This is a genomic window from Anoxynatronum buryatiense, from assembly GCF_900182905.1.
Lineage (GTDB): Bacteria > Bacillota > Clostridia > Peptostreptococcales > Tindalliaceae > Anoxynatronum > Anoxynatronum buryatiense.
Genome location: NZ_FXUF01000004.1, coordinates 49,671 through 66,661 on the forward strand (window position 1 = coordinate 49,671; position 16,991 = coordinate 66,661).

Below are 16,991 nucleotides of genomic sequence, written 5' to 3' on the forward strand. Positions count from 1 at the left end.
TAGGCATCATTTCATAGCACTGCAAGAATCAAGTATCACATGAATGAAGGAGGGAAGATTCCCATGATGAACCGAAGAAAACGCAAATCCCGTAAAAAAATCTGTACTTTTTGTGCCGATAAAAAAGCGGTGATTGATTACAAAGAAATTGGCCGTCTGAAAAAATACCTCACTGAGCGCGGTAAGATTCTACCCCGTCGAATCACCGGCAACTGCGCCATTCACCAGCGCGACGTGACACAGGCTATCAAGCGTTCCAGACATATGGCTTTGCTGCCTTACACAGTTGAATAGTATTCTGTGGATAGTCTGGCGGGTAACCTTCAGGCTATTTTTGCCTGTGGCCGTGAAGCAGGCAGTGTGATCACCACCACTAAGGCAAAGGAGTGTCCCCATGAAAAAAAAGGGAACCCCCTGCAGCAAACCGACATGGCTGGCAGTGCTGGCCGTGATGTTATGGATGCTGCCGGCAACAATGCCGGTATCGGCTGAGACAACTTTGCCCCGCATCATCAAAAATGGCGAACCGGTGCAACATCAACAGGAACAGCAGGATGACCAGTGGTATCACTGGGAAGATGTGCAGCAACTGAAACAAGCAGCACCCGGGTGGATGACCTTCATCAACCACTCACAGGGATATGAGCTTGAGGTTCCCGACACCTGGGAAGCAGACATGTCCCTTTCAGCGGTGAGAGCCGTACTGGAAGACGCTGAAACCCGGCTGGAAATCTACTACGATAACTTCAACAGAACCGTTCATTCTGCTTCCAGTTACATTGCCTACAGCCGCGGTTTTCTGGACAACCGGCTCGACCACCAGATGGAAAGCCGTGAAACCATCAGCGTGAACGGCATGACAGTTGATTTTCTCCAATGGCGGCGCACCCCGATGGCGGCCATGGAGGCCGACAGGCCCTATTACGCCAAGGCGGTTTATGTGAAAAACAGCCGGGAGGTTTACACCCTGCTGTTCAAATCCACCAGGCCCCTGGAGAATCACCGGGAGATCATCGAAAGTTTCCGGCTTACGGAAACAACGGCAACCCCGGGACTGCACGTGAACTACAAGCCGGTGGAAAGAGAGTGGAATGAGGGGACCCAGCGGTTTTATGACCACTACTTCATCAACAATGAAGAAATGGCCTGGGGCATCTTTGAATCATCAGCTCCCCGCAACTTTTCGCCCCTGACCCAGCTGGAAAATCAGCTGGACCATCAGTTCCGTTTTCTCCTGCTCTACAAAAATCTGGGAAGCGAGTTTCCAAGGCAGGAACTGATCAATGCCCGGGAGCGGGACCGCCATGTGGTGCTTACCCTGCAAACCGAGTATCTGGATAAATCCCTGAACAACCGCAGTTTGTATGCGCTGTTGGAAGGGGAACATGATCATCTGCTGGCAGCCTTTGCCCAGGGACTGAAAGACTTCGGCGACCCGGTGCTTTTTCGCCTGAACAACGAAATGAACGGCGACTGGTGCTCGTATTCGGCCTACTGGTCGTCCATGGACACTGAGGTGTACTTGGCGTCCTGGCGGTATGTGTATGAGTACTTTGAAAAAGCCGGTGTCAACAATGTCATTTGGGTCTGGAACCCTCACGACGACTCTTTTCCGGGCTTTGCCTGGAACCATTACCTGACTTACTATCCGGGGGATGACTATGTGGATCTCATCGGCCTGACAGGTTATAACCCGGGCACCTATTTTCCGGGAGAACCCTGGCGGCCCTTCCATGAAATTTATCCGCCCCTGTATGATGAATACATGCGATTGTTCCAACACCCCTTTATCATCACCGAATTTGGCAGCAACTCCCATGGTGGCGACAAAACCCAGTGGATTCACGCCATGTTCTACCACATGCCCCGATTTGAAAATATTCGTGTGGCCATCTGGTGGAACGGCATCGACTGGGATGCAGCAGGAAACCCCGGCCGCATCTACAAACTGGATGAAGCACCGGAGTACGTGGCGGCCTTCCGAGAGGGCCTGAGCCGTTACAAAACACCCCCGCTGCCGCCGATACCGGGAGAAGCAGCAGATGATGAAACAGATAGTGAAACAGATGAGGAAGGAACAACTGGTGGCGCCGATTCAGAAGATGCTGAGGCAGCTGATGAAGAGGACGAAACCGGTGACACCGAATCAGAATAAAGAGCGGTTGCTTCACGGCAATCACCATTTAAATGAAAATTCCTGAAAACAGGAAAGGAGAGTGAACCCATGGCAACTCCAGTACTGACACTGGTAACCCGGGATAAGATCCAGGGAATGACCGTCAAAGCTGCCCGTAAGGCAGGTAATATTCCTGGCGTGGTATACAGCAAAAGCATGGAGCCGAAATCCGTTTATGCCGACGAGCGTGAACTGAGACGCCTGATCGCAGAGTTCGGTACCAACCGTAAAATCACCCTGAATATTGGCGGAGAAAAAAGCTTCGGCATTATCAAGGAAATCCAGAAGGAAAACATGAAGAACCAGTTCATTCATTTGGATCTTCAAGCCCTGGATGAAAACGAAAAACTGAAGATGACCTTTAACATCACTGTTCTGAACCGTGATGCCGTTGAACGCGGTGACCACGTGCTTCAGATTCAAGCCAATGAAGTTGACCTGCAAATGTTCCCCCGCCACATGCCCGAACACGTGGAAGTGGATGCGGCCCTGCTGCAGGATCAAGACAACATTACTTTTGCCGATCTGAACGTGGCCAGCGACGAGAACATTGAAATTCTCGGTGAAATGGAAACGGTTATTGGTACACTGGTTTACATTCAGCAGGCAGCTGAAGAAACCGAAGAAGGCGAAGAAGTGGATGCAGCGGCCGTTCCGGTTGTTGGCGAAGCTGATTCAGACGAAGAGTAAAACCAATCCTTCCAGTTTGCAAAGCATTACCCAGCCTTTCCGACGTGATTTTTCCGACGGAAAGGTTTTTTTTACAAAAATACCAAAAAAGTGATCCAAAAAAAAGGGTTTTTAACGTTGCATCGCGAAATGAGTATTCATGTGAACCTTCATCTTTGAAGCAAAGAAGGATGTGTGAACATGAAACGAAAAGTGATTCCCTTCAAAAAAAAATGCACATGCACCCGGCAAGGCCATTCATCAACAGCGCAAACCAGATGCGAAGCCGTTTCTTCTGTTGAGCAGAAAGTATCCGGCGATAACCGGGGGTGCCTGGCCGGCTACCTCAAAGAAGAGGCTGAAAGGGTTCGCACCATGGCCCTGCTGATGGAGGTGGCAGAAACCATTTGCCGGGAAGAAAAAGAAGATGACAAATGAAAACGATTGGAAGAACAAGAAAAGCAGTTTCAGAGCAGTGGTTCTGAAGCTGCTTTTCTGAATGAGACAGCTATTCGCAAGAATCGGGTATGAGCAGGGCAAAACAATAAACAGGGTGAAAAGAGGGCTTCATATGCAGTTTTCCATCGGACAGGTTTCCCGCATGTTTGGTTTTACCAGGCAGGCAGTGCGGTTTTATGAAGAAAAAGGGTTAATTAAGCCAGTCAAAGATGCTGTTGGACGGCGCTATTATGATGAAAACGCCATTGCCCGCCTGATTAGTGCCCGCAAATATCTGGCCATGGGTTACCAGATCAGTGAAGTGGTAAAACAGTTTTCTGCCTCCACGCCGGAAAGCATTGCAGAAACCCTGGATCGGAAATATGCTGAAACCAACGAAAAAATTCAACACCTGATGATGGTCGCTGCCACCATTGATGAATACCGGGGAAAAATAAGAGCACTGCCGGAGCTCATGGGAAAATTTGTGGTCCGTCAGTCACCACCCCTGGCTTTTTTCTACAGCCAGCCGGACAATGTGCTGCAGGAAGATTTGGTGCCAGATACCATGGTCTGGGTAGACGCGCTGCCGGTCTCAAAGATCACCGCTTTTTATGACGGGAGGCAGATGCAGGCGCATCTAACCATGAAGCGGAAACACAAAGGATTTTCCATCGACTTGCACCAGGCCGGTGGGTATGGCCTATTAACACTGAAAACCACCCAGTGCATTTCTGAAAGACTCTGTGCCCATACCGTGCTGGCGGTAAGAAGCGAAGAAATTGCCTCTTTGAACGTTGCCGATGAAACCCTCTCGTTTCTTTCCAATGCAGGCCTGGAAATGGATGGTGACCCTTGGGGGCAGATCATTTTTTCAGACAGCAATCAAGATAAACCCCATGAAGTGAAGCCTTACAGACAGTACATTGATCTTTGGCTGCCTGTCAAAAAAATAGAGTAGAGCAGCATGAAAAAGATTTCCTCCCGAGGGGTTGCATGTCAAGTTACTTGATACCTTATACTGTTAAGTGATTAACAAATACGCAAACCCCAATCATAGAAGGAGGAGCAAGAAATGAAACGCATGATGAAAACGATTTCTCTGTTTCTGGTGTTGTGTCTCTTAGGTTCTCTGGCGGGCTGCGGCCCGACTGGCGGTAGTCCGGCAGGAGAAGCGCCAGCTGACAATGCGGCAGATAATGGCATAATGATCACTCCCATGACCCCGGGAGAATACTTGGTGGAAGTCACAGGAATGAAACCCATGACAGTGAAGGTCACTTTGGGTGAAAAAGACATTCAGGCAGTGGAAGTGGTGACACATGAAGAAACACCTGGTGTTTCTGATGCCGCTCTGGAAGAAATTCCAGCAGCCATTGTATCTGAGCAAAGCATTCGTGTCGATACCATTTCTGGTGCCACTATGACCAGCCAGGCCATCATTGACGCGGTGCAACAGGCCATTGAAGAAGCCGGTGGCGTGGCAGATGAGTTTATGGTGACGGCAGCGGGCAAAGAGGCTGCATCAGAGAGTCGTCACGGCATGGGAAGCGCCCAGGTGCCGGAAAGCTGGGACATGACCTATGATGTGGTTGTGGTTGGCGGTGGCTTTGCCGGCTTGGCAGCGGCATACAGTGCAGTTGAAAATGGCGCCGAAACCCTTCTCATCGACAAAATGCCGGTATTGGGAGGCAACTCCCAGATCAACGGGGGGGTATATGCCTCTTACACCAGCAACATTGCCGACGATATGTATGCCAAGCTGGGACTGGAACCTGATACGGCAGAAAAGCATATCGAAGACACCATCATCGGCGGCGATTATATGGGTGACGTGAAGCTGGTACGCAACCTGGTTTATGGAGCTCCCTTCTTTCTCAATATGATGCTTGACAACGGCCTGGAAGTGCGGGAATCCATCACACGCCCCGGCGGCCATTACGGATACCGCACCTACACCACCATTAACGGCGTGGGAGCCGATATCGTACAGGTGCAGAAAAAAATGCTGGAAGCCACTGATGCCACCATCATGCTGAACACAAAAATGACCCGAATCTTCCGTGAAGGCGGCGAAGCGGGCCGGGTTGTGGGCATTGAAGTGGAAACCAAGGACGGTGTGAAAACCGTTAAGGCAGAGAATGGCGTGATTCTGGCCACCGGCGGTTTCAGTGGCAATGTGGAAATGCGCTCCAAGCATGTGCCGGCTCTAACGGCTGACATTCCCACCACCAACCATGTGGGCGCTACTGGTGAAGGCATTATCATGGCCCAGGAAGTGGGTGCCAACACCATTCAAATGTCATATATTCAATTGTATCCCTTTGCCAATCCCAATAATGGTGTGCTGGATGCCTATGCGGTGATTCCCTTCAGCGGCCCCAGCTCCGGAATTGTGTATGTGGATGAAAACGGTCAGCGCTATGTGAACGAAGGAGAGCGCAGAGATGTGTGCTCCAGGGCAGCTCAGGAAAGCGGCGGTTTTCCCACCTTCTCCATCTTCGGTCAGGAAATTGTTGACAAAGGTGGATTTATAGCCGAAACGCAGCTGACCAACGGCATGAAAGATGACCGCATCTTTAAAGCCGACAGCCTTGAAGAACTGGCACAAATCATTAGTGATCATCAATACGCCGGCAACACCATAAATATGACAGGACAAACCCTGAAAGAAACCATTCAGCGCCATAATGAGTTTGTTGAAAATGGCAGTGACCCTGAATTCGGAAAAGTGATTGATAAAGGCGTTATGATGAAAATCGATAAAGGCCCTTACTATGCCATTCCCCAATGGCCATCCGTGCACCATACCATGGGCGGTCTGACCATCACAGAACGAACAGAAGTGCAAGACATCTGGGGCGAAGTGATTCCCGGCCTGTATGCTGCCGGAGAAGTTACCGGCGGGGTTCATGGAACCAACCGTCTGGGCTCCAATGCAATTCCAGATGCCGCCGTGCACGGCTATATTGCCGGTCAGGTGGCTGTCACAGGCAACGTGCCTGACTTTGTTCCAAAACAATAACATTAAAGGATGCTAGACGACTCTAAAAACATAACCATATAAGGATAATTCTTGGAAGTCTGCCCGGTGATGGACAGGCTTCTTTGATTTGGAAATCAAAAAGTCAATAACGCTGAATGATGGGGGAATACCGAACCTATCAAAGAAAGATGCGTCAGAAAGACCCAAAAGCATTGACGACAGCACTCAAAAAAGGTACAATCACTTAATAAAGAACGGAGGGTCTTTAATGCAGGTTTTGAAAGAAGACGTGCGGGAGAATATCCTGGCAGCGGCTAAAAAACTGTTTCTCAGCAAAGGATTTGAAGGCGCCTCCATGAGTATGATTGCCAAAGAAGCCGGGGTGAGCAAAAGCAATCTGTATAATTACTTCCCGGCGAAAGAAGCGCTTTTTCAGGCATTGGTGCAAACGGCCCTTGCCCAGATCACCCAGATGATGCAGGTGATCTTTGACCATTCTTCAGAAGGGTTTGATCCCAAGGCATTTTCCCAGCGAACAGCCAAAGCCCTCACCGTCGTGCTGGTGGCCTTTCGGGAAGAAATTCTGCTGCTGACAGATGCTTCCGCAGGCACAGCCTTTGAAAAAACAAAAGAAGGAATCATTCAGCAGCTGCAGGCCCATTCCCTCCATGAATTCCAGCATTTTCAGATTGAGACCAAGGAAGACCAGTCGTTTTTTATCCACTATGTGAATGCCAGCTTTGTGGAAGGGCTGGTGGAGGTGCTGCGCCATTACCAGAACGATGAATGGGTTGCCAGAAACGTTGAAATGCTGACTGCTTATTATATCCACGGTTACTATTTTTTCTTTGCTGATACCCTCAGCTAATTTTTTTTGGACCAATAAAGTCTAATCGGTCGTTATTGAAGTGTGCCAGTGGCAGTTGCTGTTTCTATCGCCCAGAAAGAAGGAAGAGCTGCCGCAAAAGGCCGGCAGCCGGGCAGGTTGAAATGTGAAAAGATCGCATTACAGGAAGGAGTTATTGCAAATGGAAATGAAAAAAGAAGTGCGTTTAGCTGGGAATGAAAGCAGTGGATGGTCGATCGCTGCTGCTCAACTTGAAAAAGACATTAAAGCCGGAGAAAAAGCTGCGTTGGAGACCCACATTTCAATGAAACCGCCTCTCCAGAAAAAAAGAGGGAGTTCACTTGCTAAGGTGTTGCTGACCATGCTGCTCACCGTTGGAATGACGGCTGGTCTTGTGGGGTGCAGCCTGACCGGAGCCGAAGAAATCACCGAAAGTCCCGGCATTCCGGTGGAAGTGATGTCTCTGGTCATCGACCGGCAACAGATGGAAACCCGCTATACAGGTATCCTTGCGGCAGAGAAGGTGGTGACCCAGAGCTTTTCTTCCGGGGGAAAGGTGGAAACTCTTTTGGTTCAAACCGGTGACCGGGTGAAAGCAGGGGATCCGCTGGCCAGCCTGGAACAGCAATCCTTTCAACATGCCCTGAATGCTGCCGAAGCGCAGCTGTCAGCCGCCGAAGCCCAGTATCAGATGGCCTTGCAGGGAGGGCGGGAAGAAACCGCCGCCATGACTCAGGCGGAGGTCACCATGGCAGAGGAGAAGCTGGCTTATGTGACAGAGCAAACCCAACGGGCAACAACCCTTTATCAGCAGGGCGTCATTTCTCAGCAGGCATGGGAAGAAGCGGCATTGCTGGAAACGCAAACAGTTCTCGCCCTGGAGCAGGCCCGTTGGAAACTGGTCATGACGCAAGAGGGACTCCGGCCGGAGGAAGTGGAACAGCTGCGACAGCAGTATCTGGCCGCGGGTGCCGGCAGAGATGCGCTGGCAAAGCAGCTGGAGGATGTCACGTTAACAGCTGGCTTTGACGGTTATGTGGCCGGTGTGCATGTGGAGGCGGGAGAGGTGACAGGGGCCGGTATTCCGGTGGTGACACTGGCCTCGGAAGCATTGCGGGGAATAGTAGGACTCACCCGGGAAGACATGCAGCGGGTCAAGGTGGGTGACGCCGTAGAAGTGATGGCAGAAGGAAAGGTGTTTCCCGGAATCATTGCAGTGCTTCACCCCTTCCCCGATCCCCAGACCCGTACGTATACTGTAGAAATTGCGTTGGATGATTCTCTTATTCCAAGGGACCCCCTAACTGATGATTCCTTGAGTGAATCACCATTATTAGCCACTTCCTCTGCACCTGTTCCATCAACACCTTCAGTGGATTCATCCACAACATCCGTTTCTTGGCTGGTACCCGGTCAGGTGGTCACCGTGATTTTTCCCGGGGAAAGCCTCAGCGGCATTTGGGTGCCGGTGCAGTATGTGGCCAATGACGGCGAAGCTTATGTGTATCTGGTGGAAGACGGGCGGGCCCGGCGGCATGCGGTCACCCTTGACGTGATTCAGGAAGACCAGGTGCTGATCACCGGCGTGACCCCTGGTGCACTGCTGATCACCGAAGGGGCCGGTGGCGTGCGGGAAGGCGATGCCGTTGCCTGGCAAGAGCCTTAAAGTTCGAATTTCTCCCAGCAGAATTTTATTGATTCTCATTAATGTGAACTGAAATTGGTACAGGAGGCACAATGATGCAACGATTGATAGAAACAGCGGTAAAACAGCGGCGGATCGTCCTGTTTCTGGCGGCGGCAACGGCCCTCTTCGGGCTGTTCAGCTATCAAATGCTGCCCAAACAGGAAAATCCCATGATCAAAATCAACGCAGCCATGGTCACCACCCATTATCCGGGAGCCACCCCGGAAGAAGTGGAATCCCTGATTACCAGGGAAATTGAAGACGTTCTTTCAGAGATGGATGACTTGAAACAGCTTTTTTCTGACTCGGCGGCAGGCCTCTCAGTGGTCTTCGCCATTTATGAAGATGATGCAGATATCGATAAGGCCAATCAACAGGTGCGTGAAAAGCTGGAAAATGTGAGAGGCAGGCTTCCTGAGGGCAGCATGGAACCGGCGGTTGCCACCAATCTGGGAGAATCTGCCGGGTTTATGATCAGTTTATCCGGCAGCAGCTACAACAATGAGCAGCTCACCGCATTTGGAGAAACAATGGAAGCCGCCCTGCGGGGAATCAACGGCCTCTACAAAACAACCATGCTGGGAACCGTGGAAAAGCAAGTCACAGTGGAAATTAAGCAGGCAGAACTGAACCAGGTGGGGCTTTCTCTCCGGGAGCTTAACGAACTGTTATGGGTGCAGCAACTGGAAATGCCGGCGGGCAGTCTTCCCTACGACGCAGGCCCCCTGACGGTGACCACCGAAACGGCCTATGGAACGGTGGCAGATGTGGCCGGCCAGGTGGTGGCAGTTTCCCGGGAGATGGGAAGCTTGATGAAACTGAAAGACTTGGCCAGGGTGGAAATGGCATATGAGGAAGATGCAGCCAGAATCCTCCAGGGTGAGGCGCCGGCAGTGCTGCTGGCCGGCTATTTTCGCGAAGATCAAAACATGATTCCCGTGGGAAAAGAGGTGCGGCAACAACTGGCAGCAGTGGCAGAGCAGCTGCCGCCGGATCTGGTGATCACCGAAGTGACCTTTCAGCCCCAGGACGTGGAGCGGAGCATGACCCACTTCATTGGCAGTCTGCTGATGGGCATGGGACTGGTCATGGTGATGATATTGATGGGCATGGGCTTGCGCAATGCCCTGGTGGTATCCGCAGGCATTCCCCTGGCGGTGCTGGGCACCTTTTCACTTATGGGAATCACAGCCATCACCTTTCAAAGTGTGTCTCTGGCAGGGTTGATGATTGCCCTGGGGATGATTGTGGATAACAATATTGTCATCAGCGATGCCATTCAGAACCGCTTTGACCAAGGGGCCGATAGAGAAACCGCCGCCATTGAAGCCGTTGGGGAGATCGCCATCCCTGTGTTCACTTCCACCCTCACCACCATGGCGGCTTTCCTGCCCCTGATGTTCATCTCCGGCGAGGTGGGTCAGTTCATGGAAAGCCTGCCCCGGGTGGTGATGTTCGCGCTCATGGCATCCTTTCTGACCGCAATACTGGTAACGCCGGCATTCATGACGATGATGATGACGCCCAGAAAGCAGCGTTTCAGCGATGAAGTGCTGGCAAAAGGCAGCCGCTTTTTTGTCCGGCTGCTGCAAAAATCCGCCCGTCGAAAAGGGTGGGTGCTGCTGGCCGTCGGCGGCTTCTTTCTTCTCACCATGGCAGGGGTGGTTCCCCGTCTGCCACTGGCCTTCTTTCCAAAAGCCGACAAAGAAGTGCTCTATGTGGAAACCTATGTGGAACGGGCGGGAGACATCGAAAAAACAGAAGTTATCGCCCGGCAGATCAATGCACTGCTGGAAGCAGAACCGGAAGTGGTGCAGGTAACCACCGGTGTGGGCACGCCTCTGCTGAAGTTCTACACCACCATGATGCCGGTGGCCCCACAGCCAGAACTAACCCGGGCCATTGTCACCTTTGATCTTGACCGGAGCCAGCGGTTTACGACAAAAGATCAGTTGGCCATGCATCTGCAGGATCAGCTGGATGCCCGGGTGGCAGGTGCAAGGGCAACGGTAAGACTATTGGAGCTGTCTGATCCTGCCTCTCCGGTGACCATCCGCCTGCGGGGAGAAAATTTAAACCAGCTGAAACACGTCGCCATGGAAGTGGAGCAGGCGCTGAAAAAGCTGCCGGGCACCATGAACGTGGCCAGTAATGCCAGTGACAGTGTCTACCAGTACCAGGTGACTGTGGCGGGAGATCAGGCGGCACTGGCAGGGTTGATGCATGCCGATGTTCAACAGGAAGTGAGCCTGGCCCTCTTCGGCAGTCGGCGCGCTGTTTTACGTCAGGAAGGCAAAGCCTATGATATTCAGGTAAAAAGTGACATAGCCACCGTGGCAGATCTGGAGCAAATGGGCATCAAATCAAGCATAACGGGAGAAAAAGTGCCTCTGGCCCAGGTGGCAGAAGTGAAACTGGTGCCACAAATAGAGCGCATCAGCCGCTTTAACCAGGAACGAAGCCTGGTGGTTACCAGTGATATCCGCCCCGGCTACAGCGCTGTGGCAGTGAGCAATGCCCTGGAAGAACAGATGAAAAACGGGTGGGATCCCCGGGGGGTGACTGTCTCCTTTGAGGGAGAGCGGGAAGATATCGATAACAATTTTTCCCACATGGGCATCCTGGGATTCTTTACCCTGTGCCTGATTTATGCCATTCTACTCGTAGAATTCAAGTCCTTTCGAGATCCGTTGCTGATCCTTTTCACCGTTCCCCTGTCAATGACCGGGTCTGTTCTGGGACTGTGGCTGCTGAAGCAACCCCTCTCCCTCACTGCACTGCTGGGCGTCATCAGTCTCATGGGAATTGTGGTGAATAACGCCATTCTCCTAATGGATCACATCAAAGGAAGCCGTTGCCAGGGTAAAAAGGCTGAAGAAGCCTGCTATGATGCCGTGCATGTGCGGTTTCGCCCCATTGTTCTCAGCACAATCACCACCATCATGGGACTCATGCCCCTGGCCCTGTCATCCAGTGAACTTTTCAGGCCCATGGCCATCGCCCTCATCAGCGGTCTGTTGGTGGCCACCCTGCTGACCCTGGTGGTGATTCCCCTGCTGTACCAATGGATGGAAGAACGGTTTAATGGGTGGAAGAGCGGTTTGCCGGAATGATGAAAGCCTCCGTGCATGAAACATTTTAAGAGTAATATCCGTCTATGATATCGGAGGAGTTGTTATCATGAAAAAAACCATCCCCGTCAGCCTTATCCTGGCGCTGATCATGGGAATGTTGGCAAGTATGGCCCCAGTCCATGCACATCCAATCCATGCAAACTCAGTCTATACAAACCCGGTCACGGCAGGCGGCCTCTGGGAAAACCAGGCCGCTTTACCGTTGACACCGGATGAACAGAGGCGGTTGTTGTACGACATCCTTTACCATCTCCATCAACAGGAAGAAATGAGTGTTGACATCATCCTGTCGCCGGAAATCATCATTCCCTTTGATGAATGGCTTCCTCTGGAAAATCTCGAAGAACGCTTTCAAGCTTTGGAAGGAAAGGAGATCCGTGTGATGCAGCAACCTGTCATGATCACCAAAAAACCGGAAAAACTCACCGTCATAGTCAATCGGGAGCATCCCCTGCCGGAAGACTACGTGCCGGACAATCTGGTGACACCCAACGTGTCTGTCATGTATTCCGGCGAAGCCAGCCTGCTGAGAAAAGAGGCGGCGGATGCCCTGGAAGAAATGGTGGCAGCCGCCCTTGAAGCAACAGGGGAGCAGCTGGTTCTCAGGTCAGGCTACCGGTCCTATGCCACCCAGCGATACCTCTTCAACACCAGAGCCAGAGAACGGGGAGAAGCTGTGGCCAACCGATCCACTGCCCGGCCTGGCGAGAGCGAACATCAAACAGGGTTGGCAGCAGACATCACTTCTCCCAGTGTGAGGCGGCAGTTGACCACCCGCTTTGGCGAAACACCTGAGGGCAAATGGCTCCAGGAAAATGCCCACCACTACGGCTTCGTTCTCCGGTATCCGGCAGGCAAAGAGGAGATCACCGGGTATATCTATGAGCCCTGGCACTTCCGCTATGTGGGTCATGGCCTGGCCACCCGCCTCTATGAATCCGGTTTGACCATGGAAGAAGAGTTGGCAGAATTTCCATTCGACAGCTAAATGAAACCTTTCAAAATCACTCAATGATGGCTAAAAAGCATGCCAATAATCCCGTGCACGAAAATCTCATCCCTGACACTTGCTAACAACAAAACTTCAACAACAACCACACTTCATCAATAAAGCCTGAAACCCGCTGCAAAATGGGATTCAGGCTTTGTTGATGTGGCTGACAATGCAATAAATACAAGAATTTGGATTGGTGGACATTCATCATAGAACCTTTTTGTACATAAGCCACATCTATAAGCGAAACTTGAAATTATTATAAAATGAAGTATAATAAAGCAAAGTATAATAAATTAAGTGCCATCCATTGTCAAGGAGATGATAATCGAATGAACTCTTTCGTGAATCGGGAAGCTGAATTGCAATCATTAGAAAAAGAATACGCAAGAAAAGAAGCATCTTTTTATGTGCTGTACGGCCGAAGAAGAGTCGGTAAAACAAGACTGATTCAAGAGTTTATACGAAATAAGCCAGCTATTTACTTGATGGCCAGTGAAGAGATGGAAAGGGAAAACATGCTGCGCTTCCGGGATAAGGTGGCAGATTTCACCGGTAACGAGTTACTGAAACAGGTGACAGAGCTGAACTGGGAGATGATTTTTCAACAGCTGGTTAAAGGAAAACCGGAAGGGCGCCCAATCATTGTCATTGATGAGTTCCAATACCTGTCAAAAAGCAACAAGGGATTTCCCTCCTTGTTTCAGCGCATTTGGGATGAATGTCTCCAACACGAAGACCTGATGCTGATCCTATGCGGGTCACTCATCACCATGATAGAATCCCAGGTGCTTCATTATTCCAGCCCACTCTATGGTCGCAGAACAGCTCAGTGGAAATTGAAGCCCATTGGTTTCAATCACTACCATTACTTTTTTCAACAACATCATCAGAGTCATCTTCAGATGAAGGACATGGATTTGCTGGCCCAATATGCCGTCACCGGAGGAGTGCCTAAATACATTGAAATTTTTCAGGGAAAGGGCAGCTTGTGGTCATTAATTCGCGAAAATATGGCAACCAGAGGAGCTTATTTGCTGGAAGAACCTATCTTTCTCCTGGAAAAAGAAGTAAGTGAAATTGGAAGCTATATGTCAATCATGAAAACCATCGCCCACGGTCACCATAAACTGGGAGAGATTTCGGCGGCGCTGAATGTGAAACCTCAGGGCTTGAGTAAATATTTAAGCATTCTGGAAGACCTGGATTTGATTCGACGCCAGGTGCCGGTCACAGAAGAAAATCCGGCTAAAAGCAAAAAAGGCCTCTATGAGATCAACGATCACTTTATCAAGTTCTGGTTTTTATTCATTTATCCCTACCGGGAAGAAATTGAAGCCGGGCAAACTGACCAGGTGATGAAGCAAATCAAGGACAGATTTATCGAAAAGCACGCTGCGTTTGTCTATGAAGAAGTGTGTCGGCAACAACTTCTGGAACATAGTTATTCTACAAATCAGCCATTCAGAATCACCAAAATAGGCAAGTGGTGGAATCGTCAGGAAGAAATAGATATTGTCGGCCTAAATGAAGAGTCAGGAGATATCATTTTTGGTGAATGCAAATTTACGGAGAAGCCGGTGAGCATGAGAGTATACCAGGAGTTGCAGCAAAAAGCGGAAAGTGTTCAATGGCATAAGAATCAGCGTCAGGAGTACTTTGTACTTTTCAGTAAATCGGGCTTCACCAACCAAATGAAAGCTTTTGCGGCAGAGAAGAGAAATGTGATGCTTTGGGAGAGATTAACACTTTTATGAAACCGGGTGCTTGTCTGTTTGTGCATTGCATCTGTCAACAGACCTCAATGTGTTCAAGATTGCCAGAATACTATAATTCTTTGCGAAAAGCTCATTGAAGTTAAGAATAGCAATTGATAAAACGGGTATATCAATGCTTTCCAAGTTTGTTCCCCGCACACGCGGGGGTGATCCCAATGGACTGCCTCTCCATCGATATTAGTGAGAGGCAGTCTTTTATTGGATTAAATCAGTCCAGCAACTGAATAGCTGAAAAGGTGTTACCTTTGCTGGAGGAACAGATGTAATTGACTGGTGGACAATAGCTTTTTCTGGTAAAATGAGAATAAAGACCTATCTGCAGTGATTTATCCGAAGAGAAAGTTAGCAGAAAAGCGGTTTAAAACGAGAGGGGAAAACCGGCATGTCTTTATCCGGGCAACAGATTCAGCATATCATACAGGAAGCACCCATTGCCATTGCTCACCACCGGCTGCTGGTTGATGAGAACGGATTGCCCTGCGATTATGAATTTTTGTCGGTCAACCAGGCCTTCGAAAAAATGATGAAACTGCCGTCAGGAAAAATCACGGGGCGCCGCATGAGCCAGCTGTTTCCGCAGATGGCCGGCAGTGCCTTTGACTGGATTGCCTTCGCCGGTGAGGTGGCGCTGAAGGGTGGCCGTCAGGTGACAGAGCAGCCCATGTTTTCCGATGAAGTCTGGCACCGGGTGGTGGCGGAGTCCGCCGGTGACGGGTGTTTCACCTTCTACATATCTGAGATCACCATGGAAAAACGGTTGATTGCCATCTCTGAGAAGTTGATGACAATGCCTCAGGGAGAGTTGGATGCCCAATGGGTGGCAGATGAGGTCCGGTTTATTTCTGGGGCCAAGTATGCCACCTTTGATCTTTATCGACCAGATGGCCGCTCTTCGGTGACGATGGCTGTAAGTGGCACCCATGGTCACGTGGAGAAGGCCTCCCGCATGTTGGGTTTCGACCTGGTGGGGAAGGTCTGGACCTATGAGGAGTCCATGATTGAACGAAGCCGGGGAGCCGTGGTGCGGGAAGGCCTGCGCATGAAGGATTTAATGGATAACAGCGTGCCTGCGGCTGTTATATATGTGATTGAAAAAACCTTTGGAATTGAAGAAATGGTGGCCGTCAGCATCGAAAAAGATGAGAAACTCATCGGCGATTTTATATTGATCATGGCAAAGGGTACCAAATTGCAAAATCATAATCTGGTGGAAATCTTTGCCCGTTTGGTGGGCATGTCTCTGGAACGGAAACGGATTGAACGGGTGCTGAAAGAAAGTGAGGAGAAGTTTCGCTCATTCTTCGCCACGGCACCGGGGGGGCTGACGATCCGATCTGTGGAAACGGGTGAACTGCTGGATGCCAACCCGGCGGCCCTGGCCATGAGCGGCTGTGATACCCTGGAAGAGATGAAAGGCATCAATGAATGGGCGGGCCCTCCCTACACCATGGAAAGAGGCATTGAAATCTTTTGCCAGGCGGTGAAAGAAGGGGCGCAGCGTTTTGAATGGCTGGCCCGGCGCGCCGACGGCACCATCTACTGGCAGGATGTGCTCCTTACCATTGTGGAGATTGACGGTGTGAAACGGGCCCTGGCCAACTCTCTGGATATCACCCGTAACAAAGAAATGCAAAGGGAGATTGAATACCTGAGTTATCACGACCAGCTGACGGGAATGTACAACCGGCGCTATTATGAAGAAACTTTGAATCGGCTGGAAAAAGAGGGAGGTCTCCCCTTGTCGGTGGTGATGCTGGATGTGAATGGGTTGAAAATGACCAATGATGTGTATGGGCACCAGACTGGTGACAAACTGTTGAGGCAGATGGCTCAGGTGCTGGAGCGGGTGTGTACCCAGGGGGAAATCTGTGCCCGCATTGGCGGTGATGAATTTGTCATTCTGCTGCCGGAAAAAGATGCAGCGGCTGCTATGGCCCTGGAAGAAAAAATCTTGCAGGCAATGGCAGCAGATAATGAATCTCCTATTCCACTGCTGGCGGCAGTGGGCTGCGCCACCAAAACCCATGAACAGCAGGACGTGCTGGAGGTGCTGCATCAGGCTGAAAGGCGGATGTACCAGCGAAAAGAGGCTCAGCGGGAGTCCCTCACAGATGAATAAAGGTTCTCTGCCAGGCTGAAGGCAAAATTGTGACCACCAGCGACAGCATAACCAGCACAAAACCTCTTGAAAACATTCTATCCGCAGTTCTTTGCGCATGTGATTTCCTAAACCATAAAAAAGGGAAACGGCCCTGGAAACAGCCATCAATGAAAATGGCAGG

Annotated in this window: 13 protein-coding genes; all 13 read left to right on the plus strand. The window is 50.6% G+C overall.

The genetic code is table 11. The features are described 5' to 3' along the window. Positions 1-63: 63 nt before the first annotated feature. The 13 genes from rpsR to QOL74_RS06970 all read left to right on the plus strand — a co-directional run bounded on the left by rpsR (position 64) and on the right by QOL74_RS06970 (position 16,828). Positions 64-294, plus strand: a complete 231-nt coding sequence (gene rpsR / locus QOL74_RS06910; protein WP_283408720.1) for a 30S ribosomal protein S18 — start codon at positions 64-66, stop codon at positions 292-294. 6 nt (positions 295-300) lie between these two features. Beyond that, a complete protein-coding gene (locus tag QOL74_RS06915; protein WP_283408721.1) occupies positions 301-492 on the plus strand; it encodes a hypothetical protein in 192 nt (63 codons plus the stop codon). 649 nt (positions 493-1,141) lie between these two features. Then, positions 1,142-2,155 (plus strand): glycoside hydrolase family 26 protein, encoded by a 1,014-nt coding sequence (locus QOL74_RS06920; protein WP_283408933.1) that lies wholly within the window; start codon positions 1,142-1,144, stop codon positions 2,153-2,155. 69 nt (positions 2,156-2,224) lie between these two features. Continuing rightward, a complete protein-coding gene (locus tag QOL74_RS06925; RefSeq protein ID WP_283408722.1) occupies positions 2,225-2,866 on the plus strand; it encodes a 50S ribosomal protein L25 in 642 nt (213 codons plus the stop codon). A gap of 180 nt (positions 2,867-3,046) precedes the next feature. Further along, the gene (locus QOL74_RS06930; RefSeq protein ID WP_283408723.1) at positions 3,047-3,283 is read left to right on the plus strand and encodes a hypothetical protein; all 237 of its coding nucleotides are present in this window, start codon (positions 3,047-3,049) and stop codon (positions 3,281-3,283) included. Positions 3,284-3,416: 133 nt separating this feature from the next. Beyond that, positions 3,417-4,244, plus strand: coding sequence for a MerR family transcriptional regulator (locus tag QOL74_RS06935; protein WP_283408724.1), 828 nt, complete (start codon positions 3,417-3,419; stop codon positions 4,242-4,244). 114 nt (positions 4,245-4,358) lie between these two features. Next, on the plus strand, positions 4,359-6,308 hold the full coding sequence (locus QOL74_RS06940; RefSeq protein ID WP_283408725.1) for a flavocytochrome c: 1,950 nt from the start codon (positions 4,359-4,361) through the stop codon (positions 6,306-6,308). A 229-nt stretch (positions 6,309-6,537) separates the two neighbouring features. After that, entirely contained in the window at positions 6,538-7,137 is a 600-nt protein-coding gene (locus QOL74_RS06945) for a TetR/AcrR family transcriptional regulator (RefSeq protein ID WP_283408726.1), read from the plus strand. A gap of 160 nt (positions 7,138-7,297) precedes the next feature. Beyond that, positions 7,298-8,782 (plus strand): efflux RND transporter periplasmic adaptor subunit, encoded by a 1,485-nt coding sequence (locus QOL74_RS06950; RefSeq protein ID WP_283408727.1) that lies wholly within the window; start codon positions 7,298-7,300, stop codon positions 8,780-8,782. A 74-nt stretch (positions 8,783-8,856) separates the two neighbouring features. Beyond that, the gene (locus tag QOL74_RS06955) at positions 8,857-11,916 is read left to right on the plus strand and encodes an efflux RND transporter permease subunit (protein ID WP_283408728.1); all 3,060 of its coding nucleotides are present in this window, start codon (positions 8,857-8,859) and stop codon (positions 11,914-11,916) included. 67 nt (positions 11,917-11,983) lie between these two features. Beyond that, a complete protein-coding gene (locus tag QOL74_RS06960; RefSeq protein ID WP_283408729.1) occupies positions 11,984-12,925 on the plus strand; it encodes a M15 family metallopeptidase in 942 nt (313 codons plus the stop codon). Between the two features lie 338 nt (positions 12,926-13,263). Next, positions 13,264-14,688 (plus strand): AAA family ATPase, encoded by a 1,425-nt coding sequence (locus QOL74_RS06965; RefSeq protein WP_283408730.1) that lies wholly within the window; start codon positions 13,264-13,266, stop codon positions 14,686-14,688. Between the two features lie 403 nt (positions 14,689-15,091). Then, positions 15,092-16,828 carry a sensor domain-containing diguanylate cyclase gene (locus tag QOL74_RS06970; protein WP_283408731.1) on the plus strand — a complete coding sequence of 579 codons (1,737 nt, stop codon included), beginning with the start codon at positions 15,092-15,094 and terminating at the stop codon, positions 16,826-16,828. Positions 16,829-16,991 lie beyond the last annotated feature (163 nt).